Source organism: Streptomyces nitrosporeus (genome assembly GCF_008704555.1).
Classification (GTDB): domain Bacteria; phylum Actinomycetota; class Actinomycetes; order Streptomycetales; family Streptomycetaceae; genus Streptomyces; species Streptomyces nitrosporeus.
Genome location: NZ_CP023702.1, coordinates 1,269,014 through 1,295,202 on the forward strand (window position 1 = coordinate 1,269,014; position 26,189 = coordinate 1,295,202).

Annotated in this window: 19 protein-coding genes; 10 read left to right on the forward strand and 9 right to left on the reverse strand. The window is 74.0% G+C overall.

Annotated elements, in window-relative coordinates; genetic code table 11:
- Window positions 1-7: 7 nt before the first annotated feature.
- From CP967_RS05555 to CP967_RS05585, 7 genes are all read right to left on the reverse strand, one after another.
- Window positions 8-913: a LysR family transcriptional regulator gene (locus CP967_RS05555; RefSeq protein ID WP_150486871.1), complete on the reverse strand. Its 906-nt coding sequence runs from the start codon at window positions 911-913 to the stop codon at window positions 8-10.
- Window positions 914-1,056: 143 nt separating this feature from the next.
- Window positions 1,057-2,250 (reverse strand): glycine C-acetyltransferase, encoded by a 1,194-nt coding sequence (locus CP967_RS05560; RefSeq protein WP_150486872.1) that lies wholly within the window; start codon window positions 2,248-2,250, stop codon window positions 1,057-1,059.
- Between the two features lie 58 nt (window positions 2,251-2,308).
- Window positions 2,309-3,337: an L-threonine 3-dehydrogenase gene (tdh, locus tag CP967_RS05565; RefSeq protein WP_150486873.1), complete on the reverse strand. Its 1,029-nt coding sequence runs from the start codon at window positions 3,335-3,337 to the stop codon at window positions 2,309-2,311.
- Window positions 3,338-3,563: 226 nt separating this feature from the next.
- Window positions 3,564-5,702, reverse strand: coding sequence for a bifunctional serine/threonine-protein kinase/ABC transporter substrate-binding protein (locus tag CP967_RS05570; protein WP_150486874.1), 2,139 nt, complete (start codon window positions 5,700-5,702; stop codon window positions 3,564-3,566).
- A 1-nt stretch (window position 5,703) separates the two neighbouring features.
- Complete coding sequence (locus CP967_RS05575; RefSeq protein ID WP_150486875.1) at window positions 5,704-7,827, reverse strand: bifunctional serine/threonine-protein kinase/ABC transporter substrate-binding protein; 2,124 nt, start codon at window positions 7,825-7,827, stop codon at window positions 5,704-5,706.
- A 9-nt stretch (window positions 7,828-7,836) separates the two neighbouring features.
- On the reverse strand, window positions 7,837-8,664 hold the full coding sequence (locus CP967_RS05580) for a hypothetical protein (RefSeq protein WP_150486876.1): 828 nt from the start codon (window positions 8,662-8,664) through the stop codon (window positions 7,837-7,839).
- A gap of 177 nt (window positions 8,665-8,841) precedes the next feature.
- Window positions 8,842-9,291, reverse strand: coding sequence for a MarR family winged helix-turn-helix transcriptional regulator (locus CP967_RS05585; RefSeq protein ID WP_150486877.1), 450 nt, complete (start codon window positions 9,289-9,291; stop codon window positions 8,842-8,844).
- 136 nt (window positions 9,292-9,427) lie between these two features.
- Here CP967_RS05585 and CP967_RS05590 point away from each other — a divergent pair, with 136 nt between their 5' ends.
- The 6 genes from CP967_RS05590 to CP967_RS05615 all read left to right on the forward strand — a co-directional run bounded on the left by CP967_RS05590 (window position 9,428) and on the right by CP967_RS05615 (window position 17,887).
- A complete protein-coding gene (locus CP967_RS05590) occupies window positions 9,428-9,898 on the forward strand; it encodes a MarR family winged helix-turn-helix transcriptional regulator (protein WP_150486878.1) in 471 nt (156 codons plus the stop codon).
- A gap of 166 nt (window positions 9,899-10,064) precedes the next feature.
- Window positions 10,065-11,660, forward strand: coding sequence for an MFS transporter (locus CP967_RS05595; RefSeq protein ID WP_150486879.1), 1,596 nt, complete (start codon window positions 10,065-10,067; stop codon window positions 11,658-11,660).
- A gap of 224 nt (window positions 11,661-11,884) precedes the next feature.
- The gene (locus tag CP967_RS05600) at window positions 11,885-14,308 is read left to right on the forward strand and encodes a GTPase-associated protein 1-related protein (protein ID WP_150486880.1); all 2,424 of its coding nucleotides are present in this window, start codon (window positions 11,885-11,887) and stop codon (window positions 14,306-14,308) included.
- Window positions 14,309-14,420: 112 nt separating this feature from the next.
- The gene (locus CP967_RS05605; RefSeq protein ID WP_150486881.1) at window positions 14,421-16,706 is read left to right on the forward strand and encodes a DUF6571 family protein; all 2,286 of its coding nucleotides are present in this window, start codon (window positions 14,421-14,423) and stop codon (window positions 16,704-16,706) included.
- A 2-nt stretch (window positions 16,707-16,708) separates the two neighbouring features.
- Window positions 16,709-17,272 (forward strand): hypothetical protein, encoded by a 564-nt coding sequence (locus CP967_RS05610; protein ID WP_150486882.1) that lies wholly within the window; start codon window positions 16,709-16,711, stop codon window positions 17,270-17,272.
- A gap of 135 nt (window positions 17,273-17,407) precedes the next feature.
- Entirely contained in the window at window positions 17,408-17,887 is a 480-nt protein-coding gene (locus CP967_RS05615) for a hypothetical protein (RefSeq protein ID WP_150486883.1), read from the forward strand.
- Between the two features lie 87 nt (window positions 17,888-17,974).
- Here the strand turns inward: CP967_RS05615 and CP967_RS05620 are convergent, their stop codons facing one another.
- Together CP967_RS05620 and CP967_RS05625 are read right to left on the reverse strand one after the other, a co-directional pair.
- The gene (locus tag CP967_RS05620; RefSeq protein WP_190175141.1) at window positions 17,975-20,323 is read right to left on the reverse strand and encodes an ABC transporter permease; all 2,349 of its coding nucleotides are present in this window, start codon (window positions 20,321-20,323) and stop codon (window positions 17,975-17,977) included.
- A complete protein-coding gene (locus CP967_RS05625) occupies window positions 20,320-21,027 on the reverse strand; it encodes an ABC transporter ATP-binding protein (RefSeq protein ID WP_150486884.1) in 708 nt (235 codons plus the stop codon). The genes CP967_RS05620 and CP967_RS05625 overlap by 4 nt, the downstream gene beginning before the upstream one ends.
- Window positions 21,028-21,298: 271 nt before the next feature.
- Between CP967_RS05625 and CP967_RS05630 the strand changes: the two genes are divergently transcribed.
- The 4 genes from CP967_RS05630 (at window position 21,299) to CP967_RS05645 (ending at window position 26,145) form a co-directional block, all read left to right on the forward strand.
- On the forward strand, window positions 21,299-22,567 hold the full coding sequence (locus CP967_RS05630) for a sensor histidine kinase (RefSeq protein ID WP_150491716.1): 1,269 nt from the start codon (window positions 21,299-21,301) through the stop codon (window positions 22,565-22,567).
- Complete coding sequence (locus tag CP967_RS05635) at window positions 22,564-23,262, forward strand: response regulator (RefSeq protein ID WP_150486885.1); 699 nt, start codon at window positions 22,564-22,566, stop codon at window positions 23,260-23,262. Before CP967_RS05630 ends, CP967_RS05635 begins: the two co-directional genes overlap by 4 nt.
- Window positions 23,263-23,393: 131 nt before the next feature.
- Window positions 23,394-23,942 carry a TetR/AcrR family transcriptional regulator gene (locus tag CP967_RS05640; protein WP_150486886.1) on the forward strand — a complete coding sequence of 183 codons (549 nt, stop codon included), beginning with the start codon at window positions 23,394-23,396 and terminating at the stop codon, window positions 23,940-23,942.
- 40 nt (window positions 23,943-23,982) lie between these two features.
- Complete coding sequence (locus CP967_RS05645) at window positions 23,983-26,145, forward strand: MMPL family transporter (protein WP_150486887.1); 2,163 nt, start codon at window positions 23,983-23,985, stop codon at window positions 26,143-26,145.
- Window positions 26,146-26,189: the final 44 nt, after the last annotated feature.

Below are 26,189 nucleotides of genomic sequence, written 5' to 3' on the forward strand. Positions count from 1 at the left end.
GGCCGGGCTACGCCGGTCCCGCCGCCGCCCGCAACGCGTCCAGGACCGGTTCGATCAGCGGGTGCCGCTCCGTCCCGCGCCGGACCGCGGCGAACACCCGCCGGGTCGGGGCGGCGCCCTCCACCGGGCGTACGACGACCCCGCCGGCCTCCGTGCCGCGCAGCGCCGACCGGGGCACCAGGGCGACCCCGGCGCCCGCCCCGGCGAGGGCGACGACCGCGTGGAAGTCGTCCGAGGAGTGCTCCAGCCTCGGCTCGAACCCCGCGTACTCGCAGGCCAGGACGACCACGTCATGGCAGGGGTTGCCGGGGTAGGGGCCGATCCACGGGTCCTCGGCGAGGTCGGCGACGGCTATCTGCGCCCGGTCCGCGAGGCGGTGGCCGACCGGCAGCACCGCGTCGAACGGTTCGGAGTACAGCGGCAGGCGGACCAGCCGCCGGTCGTCGTCGCCGGGCGCGCCCCGGTATTCCACGGCGACCGCCACGTCGACCTGCCGGTCCAGCACCATCGGGACGCTCGCGTCGCCCTCGGCGTCCTGCACCCTGACCCGGATGCCGGGGGCGGTCCGGGCCAGCCCGGCGATGGCGGGGGCGAGGACGAGCCCGATGCCCGTGGCGAACGCGGCGACGGTGACCGTGCCGGCGCTGCCCCCGCTGTAGGCGGCGAGTTCCGCCTCCGCGCGCTCCAGCTGGGCGAGCACCTCGTTGGTGTGGGTGAGCAGGATGTCCCCGGCCGCCGTCAGCCTGGCCCCCCGCGCGCCGCGTTCCACCAGCCGGTGGCCGGTCTCCTGCTCCAGCGCGGCGAGCTGCTGGGAGACGGCGGACGGGGTGAGGTAGAGCGCGGCGGCCGCGGCGGTCACCGTACGGTGGTCCGCCACCGCACGCAGGACGCGCAGCCGCCGGGCATCGATCATGGGCCCATTCTCCCAGGTCGCGGGGGCCGCCCCGGCCACCCGCCGGCCCGGCCCGCTCCCCGGCCGTCCGCCGCCCCGGCCCCGCGCCGGCCCCGCGCCGGTCCGCCGGGGCGTGCCCGTGCACCGGCGGGCGGGGCCGTGTCTCAGGCCTCCAGAGCCGCGCGGGCGGCGACGAAGGCGTCCACGGCCCGGTCCACGTCCTCGGTGGAGTGGGCGGCGGACAGCTGCACCCGGATCCGGGCGGCGCCCTGCGGGACGACGGGGTAGGAGAAGCCGATCACGTACACACCGCGTTCCAGGAGCAGTTCGGCCATGCGGGCCGCCTTCGCGGCGTCCCCGATCATCACGGGGGCGATCGCGTGGTCGCCGGGCAGGATGTCGAAGCCCTCCGCGGTCATCCGGGAGCGGAAGAGCGCGGTGTTGGCGTCGAGCCGCTCGCGCAGCTCGCCGGCGGACTCCAGCAGGTCGATGACCTTGAGGGAGGCGGCGGCGATGACCGGAGCCAGCGAGTTGGAGAAGAGGTACGGGCGCGAGCGCTGGCGCAGCAGGGCGACGATCTCGGCGCGCGCCGCGACGTAGCCGCCGGACGCGCCGCCCAGTGCCTTGCCGAGGGTGCCGGTGATGATGTCGACGCGGTCCATGACGCCGTGCAGTTCGGGGGTGCCGCGGCCGCCGGGGCCGACGAAGCCGACGGCGTGCGAGTCGTCGACCATGACCATGGCGTCGTAGCGGTCGGCGAGGTCGCAGATCTCGGCGAGCGGGGCGACGTAGCCGTCCATGGAGAAGACGCCGTCGGTGACGATCAGCCGGCGGCGGGCACCGGACGCCTCCGCGAGCCGCTGCTCCAGGTCGGCCATGTCGCGGTTGGCGTAGCGGTACCGCTTCGCCTTGGAGAGGCGGATGCCGTCGATGATGGAGGCGTGGTTGAGGGCGTCGGAGATCACCGCGTCCTCGGGGCCGAGGAGGGTCTCGAAGACGCCGCCGTTGGCGTCGAAGCAGGAGGAGTAGAGGATCGTGTCCTCCTGGCCGAGGAAGGCGGAGAGCCGCTGCTCCAGTTCCTTGTGGACCTCCTGGGTGCCGCAGATGAAGCGGACGGAGGCCATTCCGTAGCCCCACCGGTCCAGGGCCTCGTGGGCGGCGGCGACGACCTCGGGGTGGTCGGCGAGGCCCAGGTAGTTGTTGGCGCAGAAGTTGAGGACCTCGCCGGCGCGCCCGCCGGAGGTGACGGCGACGTTCGCGGACTGCGGGGTGCCGATCACCCGCTCGGGCTTCTGGAGTCCGGCGTCGCGGATCTCGTCGAGGGTGGTGCGCAGGCCGTCGCGGACGGAGTCGAACATGGGGCGGTCTCCCGGGGGTCGTGGGCGCGGGTGTGCAAAGGGGTGGCGCGGGGCCGGTTCAGGCGGTCCAGTCCAGGATGACCTTGCCGCCCAGGCCGCTCGCGGCGTCGTCGAAGGCGGCCTCGTGGTCGCGGTAGCCGTACCGTCCGGTGATGACCGGGGAGAGGTCGAGCCCGGCTTCCAGGAGGACGGACATGGCGTACCAGGTCTCGTACATCTCGCGGCCGTAGATGCCCTTGATGGTGAGCATGGAGGTGACGACGCGGGCCCAGTCGACGGGGAACTCGCCGGACGGCAGGCCGAGCATCGCGATCCGCCCGCCGTGCGTCATGTTCGCGATCATGTCCCGCATCGCCTCGGGGCGGCCGGACATCTCCAGGCCGATGTCGAAGCCCTCGCGCAGGCCGAGCCGGCGCTGCCCGTCGGCGATGGTCTCCCGGCCGACGTCCAGGGCGAGGTCCACGCCCACCTTGCCGGCCAGTTCGAGGCGGGCCCGGCTGACGTCGGTGATGACGACGTTGCGGGCACCGGCGTGCCGGGCGACGGCGGCGGCCATGATGCCGATCGGGCCGGCGCCGGTGATCAGGACGTCCTCGCCGACCAGCGGGAAGGACAGCGCGGTGTGCACGGCGTTGCCGAACGGGTCGAAGATCGCCGCGACGTCGAGGTCGACCTTGTTCCGGTGCACCCACACGTTCGACGCCGGGAGCGCCACGTACTCGGCGAACGCGCCGTCCCGGCCGACACCGAGGCCGAGCGTGGAGCGGCACAGATGGCGCCGCCCGGCGAGGCAGTTGCGGCACTTCCCGCAGACCAGGTGGCCCTCGCCGCTGGCCAGGTCGCCGACCTGGATGTCGGCGACGTCCGCGCCGGTGCGGACGACCTCGCCGACGAACTCGTGGCCCAGGACGAGCGGGGCGCGTACGGCCTGCTGCGCCCAGCCGTCCCAGGCGCGGATGTGCAGGTCGGTGCCGCAGATACCGGTACGCAGGACCTTGATCAGGACGTCCCCGGGGCCGGTCTCGGGTTCCGGCACGTCCATCAGCCGCAGTCCCGGCCCGGCCTTGTCCTTCACGAGTGCCTTCACGGCTGCGGCTCCTGTACCTGTCGCACGGTGGTGGTGTCCCGGCCGGCGGGCATGCCGGAGGCGGCCCGCGGGCCGGGTGGTTCGAGGGGTGGCGGGCGTGCGCGGAGAGCGGGGGTCCGTCCCGTGGACCGCCGCGATCGCCGCCTTGCGCCGCCACGGAGAAATCTGCCGCACCACGGGCCGCCCGGTCCATCGAGGATTTCTTAAGCACCGCCGCAGCTGTGCTTCACACCGGGCCGGGCCGGTCCGCCGTGACCTCGGCGTACGGGCCGAGCCAGCGGGCCCGGCCGTCCTCGATCCGGTAGAGGAACATGCCGGTCTCGGACCGTACGGTGCGGGTGCTGCGGAACGCGATCGGTCTGCTGACGCCCCGGTGCTCGGTGAGGAACAGCCGCTGGGCCACTCCGCCGCGTCCGGCGTCCGCCCCCGCGCTGGTGTCCGCCGCGGCCCGGGCGATGAGCCCGACGGCGTCGTACGCCTCGGCGGCCCAGTAGGCGGGCGGGGCGCCGAAGCGGCGCCGGTGGGCCTGCGCGAACCTCTTCGCCGAGGGGGCTGCCGACGGGTCGGTGTATGCCTGGGCGAAGACCCAGCCCTCCGCCGCCTCCCCGGCCTCCCGGAGGAAGACGGGTGAGAGGACGGGGCCCGAGGAGAGCCGGGTGCCGGTGTAGCCGGCGGCGGCGAGCGCGCGGGCGCACCGGGCGGCCCGCGCGGGGGAGCCGCCGGCGTGGACGACGGCGTCCGCTCCGGCGGCGACGGCCCGGCCCGCCGCCGGGCCGAAGCCCTGGTCCGCCTCCACGGGGTCCACGGTGACGGTGGCCGCGCCGAAGGTGACGTCCCGGACGGCGTGGGCGATCGCCCAGCTCAGCTCCTCGTCCTCCCGGTCCTCGACGACCCGGATGCGGGTGGCCGGGCGGACACGGGCCAGGTAGTGGATCAGGGCGGTGGAGAGCTCCTCGTCGGCCGGCCGGATCGCGCAGGGGAACCCTCCCGGTTCTCCGGCGGAGGTGGCTGTGGAGACGGTGACCACGGCGAGGCGGCTGCTCCCGTACCGGTCGGCGACCGTCTTGGGGACGGTGTCCAGGGTGGGTCCGACGACGGCGAGGACGCCCGTGTCGCGTATCAGCCGGGCGGCGGCCCGCTCCGCCCCGGCGGTGGTGCCCCCGTCGTCCTCGGTGCGCAGGGCGAGCCGGAAGGCCGCTTCGGTACGGGAGTTGTGGTCGGCGACGGCCAGCAGGACGCCACGCCGGTGGGCCAGCCCGAGCGCTCTGCCTGGGCCGCTCAGGTCGGCGTGGAGTCCGATGGTCCAGGTGGGGAGGGTGCCGGCGGTACCGGATGTGCCGCCGGTGCCGCGCCGGGCGGTGACCAGGGCCGCCGTGCCGCCTCCGGCGAGCAGTACGGCCCCCGCGGCACCCGCCAGCAGGAGGCGGCGCCGGGTGGCCGGCGGCGTGGCGGGCGCGGGGGGTCCGGAGGGTTCCGGGGGGCCGGGGTCCGGCAGAGCCAGGGCGGCGGCGGAGCGTTCGGCGATCACGGCGGACAGGCCGGGCACCCGCCATTCGGTGCCGGATCCGAAGGCCGCCAGCAACTCCTCGGCCTGCCGGGCGGTGGGCCGGGCTCCGGGGTCCTTGGCCAGGCAGGCGGTGACCGGGCCGCGCAGGCAGGGCGGCAGTCCCCGCAGGCGGGGCTCCTCGTGGACCGTGCGGAAGAGGACGCCCGCCGCCGGTCCGTCGCCGAAGGGGCGGCGGCCGGTCGCGGCGAAGGCGAGGACGCAGCCCAGCGCGAACACGTCGCACGGGGGCCCGCTCCTCTCTCCGGCCGCCTGTTCCGGGGCGAGGTAGCCGGGCGTGCCCAGCAGGGCGCCGGTCGCGGTCAGCGCGGTGGCACCGAGGTGGCGTGCGATACCGAAGTCGATGAGCCGGGGGCCGTCCCCGGTGAGGAGCACGTTGCCGGGTTTGACGTCCCGGTGGACGAGGCCCTCGCCGTGGGCCGCCGCGAGGACCCGGGCCAGCCGGACACCGAGGGTCCGCACGGTGCCGGGCGGCAGGGGGCCCTGGGCCGCGACCGTCTCCGCGAGCGAGGGGCCGGGGACGAACTCGGTGGCCAGCCAGGGCTGTCCCGCCTCGGTGTCGGCCCCGGTCACCGGCACCACCCCGGGCCCGGTGACACGCCCGGCTGCCTCGGCCTCACGGCGGAAGCGGGCGCGGAACGCCGGGTCGGCGACGTGCCCGGCGTGGATCACCTTCACGGCGGCCAGTTCCCCGGCGGGTGAGCGGGCCAGGTAGACGACGCCCATGCCCCCGGCTCCGAGCCGGGCCAGCGGGCGGTACGTGCCGATGGCCCGCGGGTCCTGCGGGGTGAGCGGCCGCATGTCAGGTGGCGGTGACCGGCGCGGGGCCGAGGTAGCGGTAGGCCCCCCGCTCGACGCCGTGGAGGTGGAGGCCGGAGGGGACGAGCAGCCGCTCCTTGTCGAAGGCGTACGTCCGGGAGACGCCCCGGTACGTGCCGGCGGCTATCCGGGCCACGAGGCCGGTGCGGGTGGGCCGCCCGCCCCGGCCGGCGGCGGCCGTGAGGGCCTTGATGACGAGGCCGGCCGCGTCGTACGCCTCGGCGGCCCAGTAGGCGGGCCCGGCCCGGAAGGCCCTGCGGTGGGCGGCGGCGAACTCCTCGGCGCCGGGGGCGGTGGCTCCGGTGTACGGGGCGATGAACTCCCAGCCGTCCGCGGCGGCACCGGCCTCCGCCAGGAACAGCGGGTCCATGGCGTTGTACATCGCCATCCGGGGCCCCTCGAACGGGGTCGCGGCGAGCGCGCGTGCCGCACGGGCGGCTCCGGCGGCGTCCCCGGCGTAGAAGAACGCGTCGGCGCCCCGGCCGAGTATGTCCGCGACGACCGGGGCGAGGTCCTCGGTCCCCGCGGGCACGACCCGGGGGTAGGACGTGCCGGTGGTGAGGATCGGGACGGAGAAATGGGTGAAGTAGCCGCCCGAGTAGGCGACCTGGCCGCCGGAGCGGTCGAGGAGCACACCGAGCCGTTCCGCCCCGGGCCGCAGCAGCAGCCGGTTGACGACCGGCGCGGCCTGCACCGCGTAGGAGGGGCCCGCCTGGAAGAAGGAGGCGCGGGAGCGGGGGGCGTAGGCGATCGCCAGCGAGGAGACGGTGACGAGGGGGAGCGCCGCCTCGTCGTACGCGGGCAGAGCGGCGGCCGTCTCGGCGTCCCCGGTCGGGCCGATGACGGCGAGCACGTCCCGGTTCCGGGCGAACTCCTCGGCGACGCGTGCGGCCCGCGCCGCTTCGCCCCGGTCGTCGAGCGCCGTGACTTGGAGGGTGAAGGCCCTGTCCTCACGGGAGTTGTGCTGCTCGGCCGCGAGCCGCACACCGCGTTCCTGTGCCTTGCCCGCGGCGCTCCGGGGCCCGGACAGGTCGGCCTGCACCCCGATGACCCAGTCGCGTCCGGCGGGTGCCGCGGCGGGTCCGCCGCCCAGGAGTCTCCAGGCCGCCCAGCCGCCCCCGCCCGCCACGGCGGCCGTACCGCCGGCCACCAGGGCGAGGACCCGGCGCCTGGCCGGAGGATCCGCCGGCGGGTCCACGGCGGTGGGTTCGGTTCCCGGCAGGGCGAGCAGCGCGGCGGACCGGTCGGCGATCAGCCGTACGACGTCCTCGGGCAGCCAGCCGGCGGAGCCGTCCGGGGCGTCCTCGGGGATGCGCGCGCCGGCCCGGGCGGCGGCCGGCCGGGCCGCCGGGTCCTTGTCGAGGCAGTCGGTGAGCAGTCCGCGCAGTTCGGGGTCGTCGATCCCGGTCAGATCGGGTTCGTCGTGCACGGTGCGGTACAGCAGCGCCTCCGCGGCGCCGCTGCCGAAGGGCGGCCGGCCGGTCGCCGCGTAGGCGAGGAGGCAGCCGAACGCGAAGACGTCGCCCGCGGGGGCCGGCGGGGTGCCCTCCCCGGCCGCCTGCTCGGGGGCGAGGAAGCCGGGGGTGCCGACGACGAGGCCGGGCCCGGTGAGCGCGGTGCCCTCGCCGGTACGGGCGATGCCGAAGTCGATGAGCCGGGGGCCGTCCGCGGTGAGCAGGACGTTGCCGGGTTTGACGTCCCGGTGGACCAGTCCGGCCGTGTGGACGGCGTCCAGGGCGCGGGCCAGCAGCCGGCCCAGCACCCGCACACTGCGGGCGGGCAGCGGCCCGCAGCGGGCGACGGCTTCGGAGAGCGCGGGTCCGGGCACGAACTCCGTTGCCAGCCAGGGCTGTTCGCCATCGGTGTCGGCGCCGGTGACCTGTGCGACCCAGGGGCTGCGCACGCTCCGGGCGGCTCGGGCCTCGCGGCGAAACCGCGCCCGGAACTCCTGGTCCTCGGCGTGTTCGGGCAGGATCACCTTGACGGCGACGGGTTTTCCCGCGTCCGTACGGCCGAGGTAGACCACTCCCATGCCGCCCGTGCCGAGGCGTCCGAGCAGCCGGTGGCCGCCGATGCGTGAGGGGTCGGTGGGGAGCAGCTCGTCCATCGGGCGGCCTCAGTCCTGCTTCTCGACGTCGGCTTCGAGGCGTACGAGCATGGCGGCGATCGCGTGGACCAGGAGCTCGGAGATCTCCGGCTCGGTGCGCCCGGCCGCCCCCTTGCCCGTCACCGCCAGGGTGAAGGGGCCGCTCTGCGCCTGCTGCCAGAGGTAGGGGTGGGGCCCGCCGAGGGCGGTGGCGTGGTAACTGCCGGACTCGGTCAGGCTGTCGTCCGAGGTGTGCTGGGCGCCCTCCCCGCTGAACAGCACCCCGGAGACGAGCGAGTCGACGCGTTCGTCCCGCCGCAGCCGCTGCGCGGGGCAGCGCATCGACTCCTCCAGCGACCGGGCCATCTCCCATCGCGCGCCGTCCGCGGTGCGGTGGACGGTGACGACCGCGGAGAGCCGCAGCGGCCCCTTGCCCCCTTCCGCGGGCACCTCGAAGGAGCGGGTGAGGGTGGCGAGCACCCCGTCCGGCGGTTCCGCCAGGCGCCAGACGCAGTCGGCGCCCAGCACCGGCCAGGTGTCCGGGGCGCTCTCGTAGGGGGTCCGCCGTACGACGCCGGGGCCGAAGCTGTCGGGGTCGGCGGCGACCCTGCCGATGAGCGCGCGCGCCGCGGCGCGGTCCCGGGGCAGCCGGGCGGGATCGGCGTCGAGGACGCCCCGGGACTGGTCCGCGCCGGGCGCCGGGGAGGCCGCCTTTGAGGGGCTGGGCTCCCGTCCGGCCCCTCCCGGGGGACCGGAGCCCTCGTCCGTGCCGCCGGAACACCCCGTCAGGAGCAGCAGGGACACCAGTGCGGGTATGCCGTGCCCGCGTAAGAAATCCGCGCCGCCGTGGTCTTTCATCGGTCCGCTCCCCCGTCCGCCGGCACCGCTCAGATCATAGGAGCCCGTACCCCGCGTGTACGGGAACCGGCCGGACCGGTACACACCGGTGCGGGAACCGGCACCCGCCCGTGACGTACGGCCGCCCCCGGCCGGGAACAGCGCCGGGCCGGGGGCGGGGCAGGGCCGAAGCCCGGGTCAGGGCCGGGGCCAGGGGCGCCCGTCGAGGTTCTCGATGCCGGTGTTGAAGCGCCTGAGGTACGCGGCGAAGCCGGCGACCTCCTCCGGTGTCCAGTCCGCCATGACCCGCTCCAGGCCGCTGACGTTCCCGGACCGGTCGGCCTCCAGGCGCCGTTCCCCCTCGTCGGTGATGCGGAACTTGCGGGCGATACCGCCCTCGGGGTCGGGGATGCGTTCCACCAGCCCCGCGCGCAGCATGGCGGCGGTCTGCCGGTTGAGGGTGGAGGTGTCCAGGCCGAAGGCGTCGCGGAGCTGGCCGATGGACATCGGCCCTTCCATCCTGATCCGGCTGAGCAGGGTGTACGCGCTGCGGTCCAAGTGCGCGCCGCTCCGTGCGCCCGCCTGGACGTACCGTCCGAGGAGCATGGTCTCGAACTCGACCAGGTGTGTGGGCTTGGGCTTGTCCATGGGGCCTTCTCCCGACCGTCCTCACGTGCACCGGGCACGTATCAGGGCTCTCACGTGCAGATATACCACTCCTGCCCGCCTGACAGGACTTTTAGGTATGTTGACATAGCTATATTGGTGTACCTATACTTCCGGCATGCCCGACTCCCGTGCGCCTCTCCAGGACATCGACCGCGTAGCCTCCGCGCTCGTGGCGTGCCTGCCTGCGCTGCACCGGGGTCTGGAGCGGCGGGTCGGGCAGGAGTTCCCGCACCCCCGGCTGCCGGACGGCCAGCTCGCCCTGCTGTTCCTCGTGGAGGAGCGCCGGGGCATCACCGTCCGGGAGGCCGCCGAGGCCCTGCTGATGAAGCCGAACAACGTCAGCGCCCTGGTGTCCCAGCTCACGGACCAGGACCTGCTGGAGCGCCGGCAGGACCCGGCCGACAAGCGGGTCGCCCATCTGCACCCGACCGCCACGGCACGGGAGCGGCTCGCCGAGGCGCGGCTGCTCAAGGAAGAGCACCTGGCGCGCGCCCTGCGCACCCTCACCGACGGTGATCTCGACGCCCTCGGTGCCGCCCTGGGCGCCCTGGAGTCCCTGGCCGGGCGCCTCCACCCCGCCGGCTGACACCCGCTGCTCCCCGGCCGGGGCCCGGCCGGCCCCGGCCCTCCGGCGTGCTCCGCCACGGCCCGGCGCGTCCCGCGCGCCGGGGCCCCGGCAGGTCCCCGCGGGCGGCCGTGAACCCCCAGAAGTACCCGGATCTCCGAAGTACCCATACAGACAAGGCACCTCCATGTCCTCCACCACCGTGGACACCTCTCCCCCGCCCGCGGGCTCCCCGCCGGGCGCCCCGAAGAAGAGCCGGCGCGCCAACCCGTGGCTCACGCTGATCGCCGTCGCCATCGGCCTGTTCATGGTCAACCTCGACGGTTCCGTCGTCGCGATCGCCAACCCGGAGATCGGCCGCGACCTGGGCGCGTCCACCGCCGATCTCCAGTGGGTGACGAACGCCTATCTGATCGCGATGGCCGCGCTGCTGATCCTCGGCGGCAAGCTGGGCGACCGCCTCGGACGGCACACCGTCTACATGGTCGGGACCGTCGGCTTCACCCTGGCCTCGGTCGCGATCGGCCTCGCGGGGTCGATCGAGGGCGTCATCGCCTTCCGGGCGGCGCAGGGCGTCTTCGCCGCCCTGCTCATCCCGAACACCCTCGGCCTGCTGCGCGCGGTCTTCCCTCCCCGGAAATTCGGCATGGCCGTGGGCCTGTGGGCCATGGTGGCGTCCTGCTCCACCGCGCTCGGACCGATCGTGGGCGGTCTGCTCATCGAGCACGTCGACTGGGAGTCGGTCTTCTACATCAACGCCCCCATCGGCGTCTTCGCCCTGGTCTTCAGTCTGCTCGTGCTGCCGAAGAGCAAGGACTCCACGGGCCACCACCGCTTCGACGTCCCCGGCGTGCTCCTGCTCGCCCTCGGTCTGGTCGCCCTGATCTTCGGCGTGGTCAAGGGGGAGACCTGGGGCTGGACCTCCGGCGGGACGCTGGGGTCGATCGCCGCGGGCCTCGCGGTACTGGCCGTCTTCTGCTGGTACGAGACGCGCCAGGAGCACCCGCTGCTCCCCATGCGCCTCTTCCGTAACCGTTCGCTGACCATCGGCACGCTCGTCACCGCGATCAACTTCTTCGTGATGCTCGGTGTCATCTTCTTCGTGATGCTGTACCTGCAGAACGTGCGTGGTTTCTCCCCGGTCGAGGCCGGTGTCCGGACCCTGCCGTTCAGCCTGGCGACCGTGGTGGCGGCGCCCCTCGGTGCCGCCCTCACCCAGCGTTTCGGCCCGCGGGTCACCATGCCCGCCGGCATGGTCCTCCAGGCCGCCGCCTCCCTGTGGATGCTGACCTGGGACGCCGGTTCCGCGTACACGGCGATGTGGCCGCCGTTCCTCGCCATCGGCCTGGGCGTCGGCATGGTGATGTCCGCGTCCTCCGACGCCATCGTCGGCAACGCCCCGAGGAAGGACGGCGGTGTGGCCGGCGGCCTGCAGGCCACCTCCCTGCAGATCGGCGGCGCACTCGGTACGTCCGTGCTGGTCTCCCTGATCAGCAGCAAGGTGGGCTCCACCCTCACCGGTGAACTGACCTCCGCGGGCGTCCCGGCGAAGGCCGCGGCCGGCTTCGGGGAGGCCAAGGACGCGGTGGCCATGGGCGTGTCCCCGGTCACCGGCTCCATGCCGGCCCAGCTGAGGGCCGCCGTCGTCGAGGGCAGCGGCAACGCGTTCATGAACGGTGTGCACAGTGCCGTCCTCGTCACCGCGGCGCTCTGCGTCCTCGGCGCGCTGCTGGCCGGGTTCGGCATGCACCGCAGCAGCGCACAGGCCCCCGACGGGAGCTGACGCCCCTCACCATCGCGGCCCGGCCGGGTGCGGAAGTCCCCGGACTCCCGTACCCGGCCGGGCCGTTCGCGTGAGGGCGGCCGTCCCGTCCGGATCCCGTCCGGGCCGGGAACACCGGCCCCGCCCCTTGATAGCGTCGCCCCCACGACAACGGACCGCTCCCCTTCGCGGAGCTGTGACCGTGGCGGGCCCGGACGGGCGTGGCAGCGAAAAGGACCAGGCAGATGAGCCTCGCGCAGTTGCACTACACCTCCACGGTCACGTCCGGGGCAAAGGACGGGGGCGCGGAAGGCCGGTTCACCGCGGCGGACGCCTCAATACCGGGGCCGGTGCGCGCGGAGGCCGCGGCCCTGCTCCGCTACGAGACCCCGGCCGGCGCCCCGGGCCACCCCGCCACCGGCGGACTCCTTTCCCCGCCGGTCGCGTTCAGCTTCAGCGCGCTGGCCGACGGCAGCCATCTGCTGAGCCGTACGGTGGCCTCGGGGGCGGGCGGTTTCCACGCCCACGCGGTCCATCTCCCTGCCGGTACGGCACTGCCGGGGCGGGCGCTGCCGGTCGACGCGTGGGGCGCGGCCGGGTGGCTCTCCTCGACCCCGGACCGGACGGTGCCGAGCCCGCTGAGCACTCCGGCGGACGGCCCGGCCCCCTCGCACGGCTTCCCCCGCGACGGGCTGGGTGACTTCGCGGTCTCGCGCGGCCCGTGGCTGGCCACCGTCCTCGGCGATCTGCGCCGGGCGAGCGAGGACGCGTCCGCGCCCGCGGTGGTGCTGGTGGAGCGGTACAGCGCGGACGTGGCCCGGTGGGTCGCCCTGGCCTGCGCCGCGCTGCCCCGGGAGTACGCGGAGCGGCTGACCTTCACCACGTACACCCGGCGGCCCGGCGCGGTTCCGTACCGGGTGCTCGGCGTCCTGCCCCAGGACGCCCCGGCGGACGGTGACGCGCGGTTCAGGGTGCACCGGATCGCCGGGCCGGCCCCGGCCGGGCCGGTGGACGACGCCTGGGCCCGGGCCGCCGCCCGGATCTGGCGCGGCCGGGCCCCGGAGCTGTTCGCGCGGGCGGCCGGGCTGCCGGGGGAACCGTTCGCCGCCGGCCCGCTCGCCGTGACGGCCCTCGGCGCGGGTATCGCGCTCGGCTCCGGGGAGCGGGCCGCCGCGGCCGACTGGGCGGCCCGGCGGCCGTACGCCCTGGACGACGCGGGGATGCGTCTGCTGACCGACGCGCTGACGGCGCCCGGGGAGCACCGCACCCCGGCCGAGTGCGCCGCCGCGCACCGGCTGCTCACGGCTCTCGACGGCCGCTCCCCCGCCTCGGTCACCGCCCCGCTGGCCGCGCTGCTGGTGACCGAGGCGGTACGGGGCGGTGACACGGCCCTGGAACCACCCGCGCGTTCCGCGTTCGCCGGGGATCCCGGCCGGGAGGCGGTCGCGGCACTGGTCACGGAGCTGGGCGACGATCTGCTGGCCGGACTCGCCGCCGGCACCGCGGGCGGCGTCCCCCGGACCGTCCAGCTGCTGCGGCTCGCACGCCTGCTGGACCTGGACTGCGAGCACCTCCTCCCGGGCGTCGTGCGGCGCCTGGCCCTGGCGCTGCGGGCCGACCCGGAGGCCGGAGCGTGCCCGGCGCTGACGGAGCTGCTGGACGAACAGTTCGACGTGCGTACGTCGCTGCTGGGCGAGCTGGACGCACTCGCCCCGGACGACCCGGCCGGCACGGAACGGCTGCTGGCCCGGGTCGACCTGCCGTTCACCGGCACCCAGTCCCTGCCGCACCTGCGGATGTGCGTGGCGGCGCCCGCCGCGAAGGCGCGGAGCGCCGGGAGGACGGCCGCCCTGCACACGGTCCTGCGGGCCGCGGGCGTGTCCCCGTTCGCCGAACCGCTGGTGCTGCGTACGGCGGTGGGCCTGGTGTGGGCCGGGGAGACCCCCACCCCGGGCGAAGGGCGGGCGCTGCTCGACGGGGCGACGTCGGACGCCCACCGCGCGGCGGGGACCTGGCGCCGCCTGGTGGACGCCGCGCTCACCGCCCCGGTCGGTGACGAGGACGGCCCCGCGCTCGCCCACGACCTGCTGCGGGGCTTCCCGCGGGAGCTGGACGAGGGGACGCGCACCGGCCTGCTCCTGCTGGACTTCGCACGCGGGATGCGGTCCGGCGACACCGGTCCCGGCTGGACGGACCGGGTCCGCGCCCTGCGCGAGGGCGCCGGCCCCCCGGCGTCCCGGGCCCTGGAGCACGCCTATGACGCGCTGGCCCGCCGGCTGCTCGAACCGGACCGGCCGGAAGCCGAGCTGTACGCGTTCGTGCACAGTGACGACCCTGAGCTGGCCGACGCGTACGACGCTGCGGCGCGCGGGGACGACGTGCGGTCCCGGCTGCGTACGGACCCCGCGTACACGGCGGACTGCTTCACCGTCTGGTCCGCGCACCCGCACGCCGGCCCGGCCTGGGCCCGGACCCGTACCGGGCTGCTCGACGAGGTGCTGCGGCCCGCCGTCCGCTCGCTGCCGCCGGACGGGGTCGCCGAGGTCGAACGGTACGTGCGGGAGCAAGGCACCAGCCGCACCCTGGACGCCTTCCGGGCCTGGAACCGGCCGTCCCGCTCGCTCGGCGGTCTGGGCCGGCGGATAGCGGGGCGGGTGCGCCGGGGATGAGCGGCCGGTAATCGCCCACGCTTTCCCCTTCGTGACGCTCCGTCATTAGGGTGGTGCGCACCGTTGATCGAACTGTTCGATCAGTTGGGCGACCATCCGGGGGGACACGGTCATGGAGTTCGAGGACGTCGTCAACGCACCCGTCGGCAGGCTCAAGCAGGCCGCCGACGACTGGGCGGAGATGGCCGCCCAGCTGGTCACGCTGGCCGAGGACGCCCGTACCGGCATGAAGGCGAAGTCGGACGGGGCCGACTGGAACGGCGTGAACGCGGGGGTCACCAAACCCTTCATCACCAGGACGGCCGCGGAGTTACGGGACGCGGCGGCCGAGGCCGAGGGCGTCAAGGCACTGCTCGCGGACGCGTACGCCTCGTTCAAGGCCGTCAGGGACGAGCTCGTCAGGATCAGGGACGAGGAGGCGGAGAGGGCCGGGGTCGTGATCAGCGCCACGGGGAAGGTGTCACCCCGGCACGACCTGAGGAACGACGCCGGCGCCCGCAGGGACCCCGGCTACCCGGACGCCCTGCACCAGCAGACGGCCGCCGTGGCCGCCTGGCAGAAGCGGATCGACCGGCTCGTGGAGGACTGCTCCGACGCCGACGACTCGCTGAAGCGCGCCCTTCTGGCCAATGTGCGGGAGGACAAGGACTTTGGAGCGCCCAAGTTCAGCAGCCTGGACGCGGAGCAGGTGGACCGCGCCGCCGGCCTGCTGAAGAAGGTCACGGGCGAGGGCGGCACCGCGCGCAACGTGGAAGCGCTCAGGGCACTCGAAGAGATCATCGACGACAACCGCGACGATCCGGAGTTCGCCACCGGTTTCTACCGCAGGCTCGGCGCGGAGGGAACGCTCGACGCCTACACGAGGATGTCGCTGGACGCGACGTCGCTCGGGCCGCAGGGCCAGGACCGGGTGGCCATGGTCCGCAACCTGCAGAACGACATGGGCGCGATGCTCGGCCTGGCCACCCAGCCCTCGTCACCGAACCATCTGGACGCCACCTGGACCACGCAGCTCCTGAGGGCGGGCCGCAAGGAGATCGACGTGTCGGGCTTCGCGGGCGTCAGCACCAAGGTCTACGGCTACCAGGCGCTCGGCGCCCTCCTCCGGGAAGGCACGTACGACAAGGGCTTCCTCACGGCGGTGGGCCGCGACATGGTGGCCATGGACAGGAAGGACCCGGAGATCTGGTCCCGGAACCTGCCGTACGACCTGGAGATGGCCGTCAACCTCGGCGAGTCCGGCGGCAAGGGCTTCAACCCGATGACCGGCCTCATGGAGGCGATGAGCAACAACCCCGCGGCATCGGCGGAGTTCTTCAACGAGCCGGTCCGCGAGGACACCGATGAGGACGGCATCGTCACCCTGTCGGACGCCAAGACCGAGGGCGAGGACGCCCTGAGCGTGGTCGATTACATGCTCGACAAGAAGCCGGCGGCGGACTGGTACGACACGGTGGCCGACGGGGAGTACAACCTCGGCCAGACGGCCATGGGCAACGCCCTGGAAGCGGCGGTCACCGGCCGGGTACCGGGTGACGACGACGCCCCGCCGGTCTCCCACAGCAAGGCCATGGCCGAGGTGATGGAGAAGGTCGTGGAGAAGATCGGAGCGAACCCCGCGCTGGTGTCCGCCACGCCCGGCGACCCCCCGGGACCGCTCAGCGGACTCGCCCCGCAGTTCGGCAACATGGCCGCGGAGTACATGCCGGACCTGCAGGCAACGGCGGAGAACGGGGCGGGCCAGATCAAGCCGTTCGGCGTGCCGGCGGAATTCGACAAGGGCCGGATGGCGGGCTTCCTCGGCAGCGTCGCCCAGGACCCGCAGGCGTACGGCGCCATCACCATCGCACAGCAGGCCTACACCACAGCCCTCGTGAGCGACGCGTTCAGCCATCCCGAGAAACACCCGGACATGGGAGAGGCGGTGCGTAACGCCGTCCATCCCGGGGGCGAGATCGCGGGGATGATGACCGAGGCGAGGGCTTACGCGGTGCATGAACTGCACGCCCATGAAGATGCAGAGTACAACAAGGCCACGGAGGAAAATGCGAATTGGACCAACCGCATCATATCGGCTGCCGGTGGGAAGTACCTCGAAATGATTCCCGGCGGGGGTGACGTGGCGGAATGGATGCAGGAAGACATCACGGAGGATTCCTTGGAGCGCGCGAGAAAGGACTCCTCGGCGGAAGGGAGCCGCGATTCGCTGGAAAGGTACGCTGAAGCAGAAAGGGCCATGAAGACCGCTGCCGCCGCCTCCGTCGAAACCGCAGGCAGAGCGGCTGGCCTCACACCCGATCAGTACAGGGATTACATGGGATCAGCTTCGACTGCGGCCGCCGGCGCACACTCCATAGGGCGCGACATGGTCAGCAGCTCTCACCCCAGGGGGAATTAGCCATGCGGCAACTCGCGAGGGTGGCAGCCACGTTGGCATCGACAGTGCTGGTCACGCTTCTCACCGGATGCTCCGAAAAGGTCGAGGCGGCCCCGGAACTTCCCGCGCGGATCTGCTGGGACGCCTTCGCCTCGAAAGAGGTGTCACCGCTCCTGCCACCCGGGAAAGAAGCCGAGTTCGACACCTACAGCATGCGCCCGTTCTTCCCTGTGGAGGAATCGGAGTACGCCACATGCGTCCTACAGATCGACGGTGCGGCAAGTTTCACGGCCGATGCCCGCAGGGTTGACTTCGAGGAACTGGTCGATTGGACCACATGGGAAAAATTGGGACCTGCCCCGATCGACGCCGGAAAGAAAGGCATCGTCTGGCACAACGGGGCCGCTTCGTACATCGTTTGCGAGCCCTCCAAGGGACCCGACACCCCGGGTAAGTATATCGACATGAGCCTCTACGTACACGATCTGCCGAAAAAGGGAGATCGAGCGGAGGAATCCCGCCGCATTTTCACCGACCTGATGAAACAGTTCGTCGCCTTCACCCAGAAAGAACTGAAATGCGGCTGACCTGAAGCCGGTGCGGGCCCGCCGCACGCAGGCGGGCCCGGAGCCAGGGACGGGTGCGGCGGCGTCGGCGGGTACCGTGGTCAGGACGATTTCGTGGGCCTCCTGACGGGCTGCGCGCGACCCAGGAGGACACGCATGACGACGAACCGCGGACGCAAGGACGTCATCAGGGACCGGATGGCCGCGACCGGCGAGTCGTACAACGTCGCGGCGCGCAATCTGAAGGCGATGAAGGACACGGCCGCAACCCGCGCCGCCGTACTGGTCCAGCGGTGGGAGCCGGCCGAGTCGCTCGATGTGCCCTGCCCGTGCGGCAGCACCTGCGAGCCGGGCGGGACGTGCGACCGCTGTCACGCCCGGCACCGGCATGTGAAGCGCTACCCCGGCAGTGTCACGGACGTGGAGGTGTGGGCGGACCGCTACGAGTGCCTGGGCTGCCCGGCCTCGTACACGCTGGCCGTCCGCCTGCCCGGCCGGCCGTGGGGCGTCGCCGGGGCGGCGGTCCGGGGCGGCGCGGGTGAGGAGGCCGTGCAGGCGCGGGTGTTCCCGGGGGTCGCTCATCCGCTGCTGCGGGCCGAGGTGGGTGCGGAGCGCGACGAGGACCGGGGGCGCTGACCCGCCCGGCAGGCCCTCCCCGGCCTCCCGGAACGGCAGGCCCCCCTGCCTTCCGGCGCCGGGCCCTCCCCGGCCGGGACCGGTCTTCTATTCGGTGCGCAGGGCCGTCGCGGTCCTGGTCCCGGCGGCCCAGCCGGCGGGCAGGAGCGCGCCCAGGACGGCGATGAGCAGGCCGCCGAGTGCGAGCGCGACCAGTTCGGTCCCGTGGTACACGGCGATGACGGAACCGGGGAGGCGGAGTCCCACGCTGTCGCCCATCGCGGGGAGGACCCAGCCGTGCAGGGCCACGCCCAGCGGCACGCCCAGTGCACCCGCGGCCAGTCCGGTCACGACGACCGAGGTGAGGACCGTCGTGACGGTCTGCCGGGGAGTCATGCCGAGGGCCTTGTGCACCCCGGTCTCCCGGACGCGCTCACGGGTGTCGAGCAGTACGCCGTTCAGCACGCCGAGCGCGGCGACGGCGACGAGCATCAGGGTGAGGAACACGGACAGCGCGTCGATCGTGACGACCATGTCACCCCCGGCGCCGAGCCCACCGGTACGGGCGGTGGCCCCCAGCGGTTCCAGTTCCTCGTTCAGCGCGTCGACGTAGCGGGACACATCGGTGCCCGGGGTGACCGCGATGTGATGGCTCGTCTCCGTCAGGCCGGGGCGCGCGGCCGTGAGTGTCGAGACGTCGGTGAAGACCTGCATACCGTCGTTGCGGGGGTCGAGGACCTCTCCGACGATCCGGACCGTGACCGGCTCGGCCATGCCTTCCAGGGTGAGGGTGTCGCCGGTGCGGGTTCCGGTGGCGGCCAGGAAGGGGGTCGGGACCACGGCCTCACCGGGCTTGCCGGTCCAGCGGCCCGAGACCATCGTGTAGCCGCCCCAGGAGGCGTCACCGGTGAAGGCGACCACGTCGACGGTACCGGTCAGGCCGGTCACGGCCGCCCGTACCCTGGCGGCACTGTAGTACCGCCCGGTCCCGGCGGCGGCTTCGAAGGCCGCGGCGACCGCTGCGGGATCGGCCTCGGACGGCTTCCCGGCGCGGGGGCCCCCGGGGCCGGAGTCCGGCGGGGGCGGGGGTACGACGACGTCGGCGGCCGCATGGGCCTTGGCCTTCATCACCTGGCCCAGTGAGGCGACCATCCCCGCGGTGAACGTGACGGCGACGGTGCCGAACAGGATCGCCGTTCCCATGGCCAGCGCGCGGGCGGGCCGAGCGAAGGGCCGGGCCAGGCCCAGGGCGACGGGCTGCGGCAACGGCAGCCGCCCGGCCAGGCGGGCCGCCCGTCGGCCGTACCCCGCCGGCGCGGTACGGCCGACGGCGAGTGCGTCGACCGTGCGCAGCCGCCCGGCCCGCCAGGCACTCGCCCACGCGGTCACCGCCACCAGTCCGAGCACCCCGGCGGTCACCGCCAGGTCGACCCGAAAGTCGATGCCCAGGGAGGAGGTGCCGTAGACCTCCCCGGCCTCGGCCAGTACGGGGACGGCGAGCAGGTGGCCCGCGAGGACGCCGAGAACCGTGCCGGCGGCGGACGGGATCAGCGCCTGAGCCGCGTAGGCCCGTACGACCTGGGCCGGGGTGAAGCCGACGGCCTTGAGGATGCCGATGCGGCGCGTTCCGGCGCCGACGGCCGACGCGACGACGTTGCCGACGACGAGCACCGACATGACCAGGCCCAGGGCCCCGAACGCGATGAGGAACGGGACGTAGAGGGCGGTCTCCTGCTCGGCGTTCTTCCTGACGGTGAGCCATGACTGCTCGCCGGCGGCCGCCCCCGGCGGCAGGGACGCGGTCACGGCCTCGCCGCCCGCGGCGATGTGCCCGGCGGTACCCGCCTCGGCGAAGCGGTAGAGCATCTGGTAGCCGCCGCTGCCGGACGCGGTGAGCGCGGGCATCTGGGACGGGACCACCCAGGCGTCGGCGGTCCGTGTGACCGAGCGGGCCACGCCGACCACCGTCAGCGCCGGATCGCCGGGCAGGGCGGGGAAGGTGACCCGTGCGCCCAGGACCGGGACGAGCGCGGAGTCGGCGGACAGCGCGATCTCACCGGTGCGTGCGGGCCACCGCCCGTCGAGCAGCGCCACCGCGTCCACGTCCCCTCCGGGTCCGCCCCGTCCGGCCACCGTCATCGGCCACCCCGGGTTCGGCCCGTCCGGCCGGGGGGTGACCGTCGCCGTGCGGAACGGCCCGGCCGCACCGCTGACCCCCTCGGCGTCCCCGGTCTCCTCCAGCCGCCCGGCGCTCACCTCGTCCGCGTCGAACCGCACGGACAGGTGCGCGCCGCGCTGTGCGGCGAAGGCGTCGTCGAAGGGCTCGCCGGAGACCACGAGCAGGGTTCCGCCGAGGACGGAGGCGGCCACCGCCATCATCGTGGCGAGCCCGGTCACCAGTGTCTGCACCCGGCGCCGTCCCACCCCCGAACGCACCACCCTGCCGAGCGCGCTCATCGGACGGCCCCGGGGGAGACGGTCCGCGTCCGGACGTCCTCGGTGATCCGGCCGTCGGCGATCCTGACCGTACGGTCCGTGCACGACCGGGCCAGGGCCGGGTCGTGGGTGACCACGAGGACGGTCTGACCCTCGGCGTTGAGGTCGGTGAGCAGCCTGCTGACGTCCTCCCCGGCAGCCGTGTCCAGGGCCCCGGTCGGCTCGTCGGCCAGGAGCAGTGCCGGCCGGTTGACCAGCGCCCGGGCCACCGCGACGCGCTGCCGTTCGCCGCCGGACAGCCGCCCGGGGTAGGCGCGGGAGTGCCGGGCGATGCCCAGCAGGTCCAGGAGTTCCGCCGCCCTGCGGTCCGCCTCGCCGCGTGCCGTACCGGCGAGGCGGGCGGGCAGGGCGACGTTGTCGGCGACGGTCAGGTCGTCGAGCAGGTGGAAGAACTGGAAGACCATGCCGACCTTCGACCGCCGGTAGAGCGCCGATCCGGCTTCGCCCAGCCGGTCCACCCGCACCCCGTCGACGGTGACGGTCCCCGTGTCGGGCCGGTCCAGGCCCGCGATCAGGTTGAGCAGCGTGGACTTGCCACTGCCGGAGGGTCCGAGGACCGCGACGGCCTCGCCGGGCCGCACGGTCAGCGACACCTCGTGCAGGGCGGGCGGGCCGTCGTCGTACCGGCGGCTCACCTCCCGCAGTTCGATCACCGGCATGGTCATGAGCGTCTCCTCGGTCACGGTCGGCAGGCCGGCCGGCAGACTGGGCCGGTCGGTCGGTCGCGTGAACGCTAGGAGCGGGCACGTCCCGCGCGCGTCGGCCGCCCGGACCCTTCGCGGTACCGCGCCGGGACGAGTGCCGGGGAGGTCATCCCTGCGATGTAGGCGGACGAGGTATCCGGTGCGGCGGGAACGGCCGCCAGGGCGGACGCCGGCGGGTCCGCGCGGCGGTGACAATGGACCGGTGACGGACGTGCGTACGACGCTGGAGCGGCTGCGGGAGGCCGCCCGCCGGGCGGTCCTCGGCGCCGGGCTCCCGAGCGGTCCGCCGTTGCGGCCCACCCGGCGCGCCTGGCGGTTCGACGTGCTGATGGCGCTGGCGCTCGCCGTCACCACCGTCTACTACGGCATCGACAACGCGGGCAACGTCGTGGTGCGGGAGATCGCCCCCGGTGTGCGGTACGTCGTGCCGCGTCCGGCCGGTACCGGCGGCCTGGTCTTCATGGTGGCCCTCGCGGTCGTCGCCTCGGGCGCCCTGGCGCTGCGCCGCCGCTGGCCGCTCGCTGTGCTGTGCGTCGTGACGGCCGCGACGCTGGCGACCCCGCACAGCGTGTCGCGGCTGACCTTCTACGCGTTCGTGGTCGCCGTCTACAGCGCCGCCGTGTACAGCCCGTACCGGGTGGCGACCCTGGCGGCGCTGCCGGTGTCGGTGGTCCTGGTCGGCACCACGGGGAGCCCGGTGACACCGATCGTCCCCAACGAGTACATCGCCCTGCTGATCCTGGTCCCGATGGCCGTGGCCGCCGTCGGCCTGCGGACGTGGAAGCTCCGGACCGACGAGGGCCGCACCCGGCTCTCCGCCCTGGAGCGCGAGCAGGCCGAGGCGCTTCGCCGGGCCGTCGAGCACGAGCGGGCCAGGATCGCCCGCGAACTGCACGACGTCGTCACGCACAACGTCAGCGTGATGATCATCCAGGCGGGCGCCGCCCGCAAGATCATGGGCACCGCCCCCGAGCAGGCCGGGGAGGCACTGCTCGCCGTGGAGGCGGGCGGGCGGGCGGCCATGACCGAGCTGCGCCACGTCATGGGTCTGCTCACCATGGACGACGAGGGCGCGGAGGCGGGCGCCGGCCCGGCGGACACCGCGGTGCCGGCCCCGCAGCCCGGCCTGGACCAGCTGGAGACACTGGTCGGACGGGTCCGGGACGCCGGACTGCCCGTCGGCCTGAACGTGACCGGCCCGTCCCGTCCCCTTCCGCCCGGCCTCGAACTCGCCGCCTACCGGGTGGTCCAGGAAGCCCTCACCAACACCGTGAAGCATGCCTCGGGCGCCACCGCCGCCGTGACCGTCGAGTACGGTCCGAAGCGGCTCCGGGTGGAGGTCACCGACACCGGCGGGCGTCCGGGCGGGGCCGCCGGGAGCGGCCGGGGGCTGATCGGCCTGCGGGAGCGCCTCGCCGTCCACGGCGGGAGTCTGAACACCGGCCGGCGTCTGACCGGCGGCTACCGTGTGGAGGCCCTGATCCCCTTGGAGACCCCGTGACCGAGCCGCTGCGTGTGCTCCTCGCCGACGACCAGACCCTGGTCCGCACCGGGTTCCGGCTGATCCTCGGAGCCGACGGCATCGATGTCGTCGCCGAGGCGACCGACGGGGCCGAAGCGGTCGAGGCGGTGCGCCGTACCCGTCCCGACGTGGTCCTGATGGATGTGCGGATGCCCGGGACGGACGGTCTGGAAGCGACCCGCCGTATCCTCACCGGCGCCCCCGGTGAGCCCCGTGTGATCATCCTGACCACCTTCGACCTCGACCGGTACGTCTACGCGGCGCTGTCCGCCGGGGCCAGCGGCTTCCTCCTCAAGGACGTCACCCCCGAGCACCTGACCGCGGCCGTCCGCACGGTCCGTACCGGCGACGCCCTCCTCGCGCCCGCCATCACCCGCCGCCTCGTGCAGCGGTTCACCCGGCGGGGCGGCGAGACCGCCGTCCTGCACCGTGACCTCGCCTCGCTCACCCCGCGCGAACTGGAGGTCCTCGGTCTGCTGGCCCGGGGGCTGAGCAACGCCGAACTGGCCGCCCGTCTCCATCTGGCGGAGGCGACCGTCAAGACGCACGTCGCCCGTGTCCTCGCCAAGCTGGGGCTCCGTGACCGGGTGCAGGCCGTCATCGCCGCCTACGAGACGGGGCTGGTCAGCGCCGGCGGGCACGAGGCCGCCGGGCAGGCCCCGGAGCAGCCGTAGAGCCGTCGTGGGCCGGATCCGGTCCGCGGCTGCCCGGGGCGGGGTCCGGATCCGGCCGGTCCCCCGCCGTCGTACGGTGCCGCGGCCCCCCGCGACACAAAGCTGACCGATCGGTCAGCTACGGTGTACCCATGCCACGCCCCCCGTCCCCGATGCGCCGTCACATCCTCGACGCCGCCCTGCGCCTCTTCGCCGAGCGCGGTTTCAAGGGAACCTCGCTCCAGGACATCGCCGCGGAGGCGAACTGCTCCAAGGCGTCCTTGCTGTACCACTTCGCGGGCAAGGACGCGATCCTCACGGAACTGCTGACCCCTCCGGCCGAGAGCCTCGCCGCCATGGGCGGGGAGCTGGCGGCGCTGAGCGGCGAGCAGGCCGTCGTACCGGCGGTGACGGCCTATGTCGGCCTGGCGATGCGCTTCCGGCTGGAGATAAAGATCATCTTCGCCGAACTCCCCGACATGCTCGGCCATCCCGCCCTCGCCGTCATCCCGCAGGACGTCGACCGCCTCGCCCACGCGCTGGCCGGCCGGTCAAAGGAGGCCCCGGCGCTCGTCCGGGCGCAGATGGTGATCGGCGGGGTGGCCGTCACGGTCGCCTCCGACGTGGCCGCCGACCCGGAGACGATGCGCGCCGAACTGGTACGGGGGGCGCTGAGAACCCTCGGACATCCCGACAGCTGACCGAAGACGTCCCGCCCGAAGAGAAAGACGCCTTTTCCGCATGGCTATCCTGCTGTACCGGCTCGGCCGGCTCTCCTTCCGCCGCCGGGGGCGTGTCGTCGCCCTGTGGCTCTTGCTGCTCGCTCTGCTGGGGGGCGGTGCCGCGGTCTTCAGCGGGCCCACCACCAGCAAGTTCTCCATACCCGGCACCGAGTCGCAGAAAGCGATGGACGCGCTCTCCCGGGAGTTCCCGCAGGCGGGCGGGGCGACGGGGTCCATCGTCGTCGCCGCGCCCGAGGGCGAAAAGCTCACGCCCGCCGCCGTGGCGCCGGTGACCGAGGAGGCCGCGAAGGTTCCCGGCGTCCTGGCGGCCGTCGACCCGTTCGTCTCCAAGGCCGTTTCCCAGGACGGCCGTTACGCCCTGGTGCAGGTGCAGTTCGACGGGGTCGTCGACGACATCACCGACGCGCAGCGGGAGGCGTTCTCCGAGGCGGGCGCCTCGGCCGAGGGGCTCCGGGTCGAGCACGGCGGCGAGATCATGCGGGGCGTGCCGGAGATCGGCTCGACCGAGGTCATCGGTGTCGCGGTCGCCGCCCTCGTCCTGGTCCTCACCTTCGGTTCCCTGGTGGCGGCCGGCATGACCCTGCTGAACGCCCTGATCGGGGTGGGGGCCGGTATGGCCGGGCTGTTCGCCCTCAGCAGCACCGTGGAGCTGACCAGCACCGCGCCCATCCTGGCGCTCATGCTGGGTCTGGCCGTCGGCATCGACTACGCGCTGTTCATCACCTCCCGTTACCGCCACTACCTCGCGGAGGGCATGGACGGGGAGGAAGCGGCCGGCCGGGCGACCGGGACCGCCGGTTCGGCCGTCGTGTTCGCCGGGGCGACCGTCGTCATCGCGCTGGCGGGTCTCGCCGTCGCGGGCGTGCCGTTCCTGACGGTCATGGGGCTGGCCGCCGCGGCCACGGTGGCCCTCGCGGTGCTGGTGTCCCTCACCCTGCTGCCGGCCGTCCTCGGTTTCGCGGGGGTCCGTGTCCTGCCCCGGAAGCAGCGGGCGCCGGGCGGGACGCCCGCGGCTCCCGCCGGGGCCGGCTTCGGCTTCCGCTGGGGCCGGACCGTGGCCCGGCTGCGCATCCCCGTCCTGGTCATCGGCGTGGTCGGTCTCGGTGCCCTCGCCCTGCCGGTGCAGGACATGCGCCTGGCCCTGCCCGACGCGGGCACGGAGGCGGTCGGGTCGCCCAACCGCGAGGCCTACGACCTGACCACCGAGGGGTTCGGCGAGGGATTCAACGGCCGTCTGGTCGCCGTCGTCTCCGGCGACAGCGCGCAGGCGACGAAGGCGGCGGCCGGGGAGACCGCGGCGCTCATCCAGGACACCGGCGGGGTGCTGGCCGTCGCCGCCCCGCAGATGAACGAGAAGGGCACCACCGCCCTGCTCGCCGTGATCCCCGAGACGGGTCCCACCGCCGCCGCGACCGAGGAGACCGTCCACGAGATCCGCGACCGGGTGGCGGGCGTCACGGGCGCCTCCGTCGCGCTGACCGGCGCCACCGCGGTCGGCATCGACGTCTCCGAGAAGCTGGCGGACGCCCTGCCGGTCTACCTCCTGCTGGTGGTCGGCCTGTCCGTCCTGCTGCTGGCGCTCGTCTTCCGGTCGTTGCTGGTGCCCCTCAAGGCGGCGCTGGGCTTCCTGCTCACCATCGGCGCCACCTTCGGCATCACCGTCACCATCTTCCAGGAGGGCCGCCTGGCGGACCTGGTCGGCCTCGACACCCCCGGCCCGCTGGTCAGCTTCCTGCCCATCCTGCTGATCGGCATCCTCTTCGGTCTGGCCATGGACTACGAGGTGTTCCTCGTCTCGCGGATGCGGGAGGACTTCGTCCACGGGGCCGACGCCCGTGAGGCCGTCGTCAGCGGTGTCGGCCACAACGGGAGGGTGGTCACCGCCGCCGCGGTGATCATGACCGCCGTCTTCGGCGGCTTCGTGCTGATGCACGACCCGATCATCAAGTCCATCGGGTTCGCCCTGGCGATCGGCGTGCTCATCGACGCCTTCGTCGTCCGCATGGCCCTCGTGCCCGCGCTCATGCACCTGCTGGGACGCGCCGCCTGGTGGCTGCCCCGGCCGGTCGACCGGGTCCTTCCCGACCTCGACATCGAGGGCGAGCGGCTGCACCGGGAGATCCCGGTCCAGCAGAAGCCGGCGGAGCTCGTGAAGACCTGAGGTGAAGGGCTGAGGTGAAGACCTGAGGCCCGGACAGACACCGG

Bases quoted from the DNA above. Each gene is read 5' to 3' on its own strand.
- CP967_RS05570 (WP_150486874.1), bottom strand. From the start codon at position 5,702: ATGCGGCCGCTCACCCCGCAGGACCCGCGGGCCATCGGCACGTACCGC.
- CP967_RS05605 (WP_150486881.1), top strand. From the start codon at position 14,421: ATGGAGTTCGAGGACGTCGTCAACGCACCCGTCGGCAGGCTCAAGCAG.
- CP967_RS05645 (WP_150486887.1), top strand. From the start codon at position 23,983: ATGGCTATCCTGCTGTACCGGCTCGGCCGGCTCTCCTTCCGCCGCCGG.
- CP967_RS05595 (WP_150486879.1), top strand. From the start codon at position 10,065: ATGTCCTCCACCACCGTGGACACCTCTCCCCCGCCCGCGGGCTCCCCG.
- CP967_RS05575 (WP_150486875.1), bottom strand. From the start codon at position 7,827: ATGGACGAGCTGCTCCCCACCGACCCCTCACGCATCGGCGGCCACCGG.
- CP967_RS05615 (WP_150486883.1), top strand. From the start codon at position 17,408: ATGACGACGAACCGCGGACGCAAGGACGTCATCAGGGACCGGATGGCC.
- CP967_RS05555 (WP_150486871.1), bottom strand. From the start codon at position 913: ATGATCGATGCCCGGCGGCTGCGCGTCCTGCGTGCGGTGGCGGACCAC.
- CP967_RS05590 (WP_150486878.1), top strand. From the start codon at position 9,428: ATGCCCGACTCCCGTGCGCCTCTCCAGGACATCGACCGCGTAGCCTCC.
- CP967_RS05580 (WP_150486876.1), bottom strand. From the start codon at position 8,664: ATGAAAGACCACGGCGGCGCGGATTTCTTACGCGGGCACGGCATACCC.
- CP967_RS05620 (WP_190175141.1), bottom strand. From the start codon at position 20,323: ATGAGCGCGCTCGGCAGGGTGGTGCGTTCGGGGGTGGGACGGCGCCGG.
- CP967_RS05600 (WP_150486880.1), top strand. From the start codon at position 11,885: ATGAGCCTCGCGCAGTTGCACTACACCTCCACGGTCACGTCCGGGGCA.
- CP967_RS05625 (WP_150486884.1), bottom strand. From the start codon at position 21,027: ATGACCATGCCGGTGATCGAACTGCGGGAGGTGAGCCGCCGGTACGAC.
- CP967_RS05585 (WP_150486877.1), bottom strand. From the start codon at position 9,291: ATGGACAAGCCCAAGCCCACACACCTGGTCGAGTTCGAGACCATGCTC.
- CP967_RS05610 (WP_150486882.1), top strand. From the start codon at position 16,709: ATGCGGCAACTCGCGAGGGTGGCAGCCACGTTGGCATCGACAGTGCTG.
- CP967_RS05640 (WP_150486886.1), top strand. From the start codon at position 23,394: ATGCCACGCCCCCCGTCCCCGATGCGCCGTCACATCCTCGACGCCGCC.
- CP967_RS05560 (WP_150486872.1), bottom strand. From the start codon at position 2,250: ATGTTCGACTCCGTCCGCGACGGCCTGCGCACCACCCTCGACGAGATC.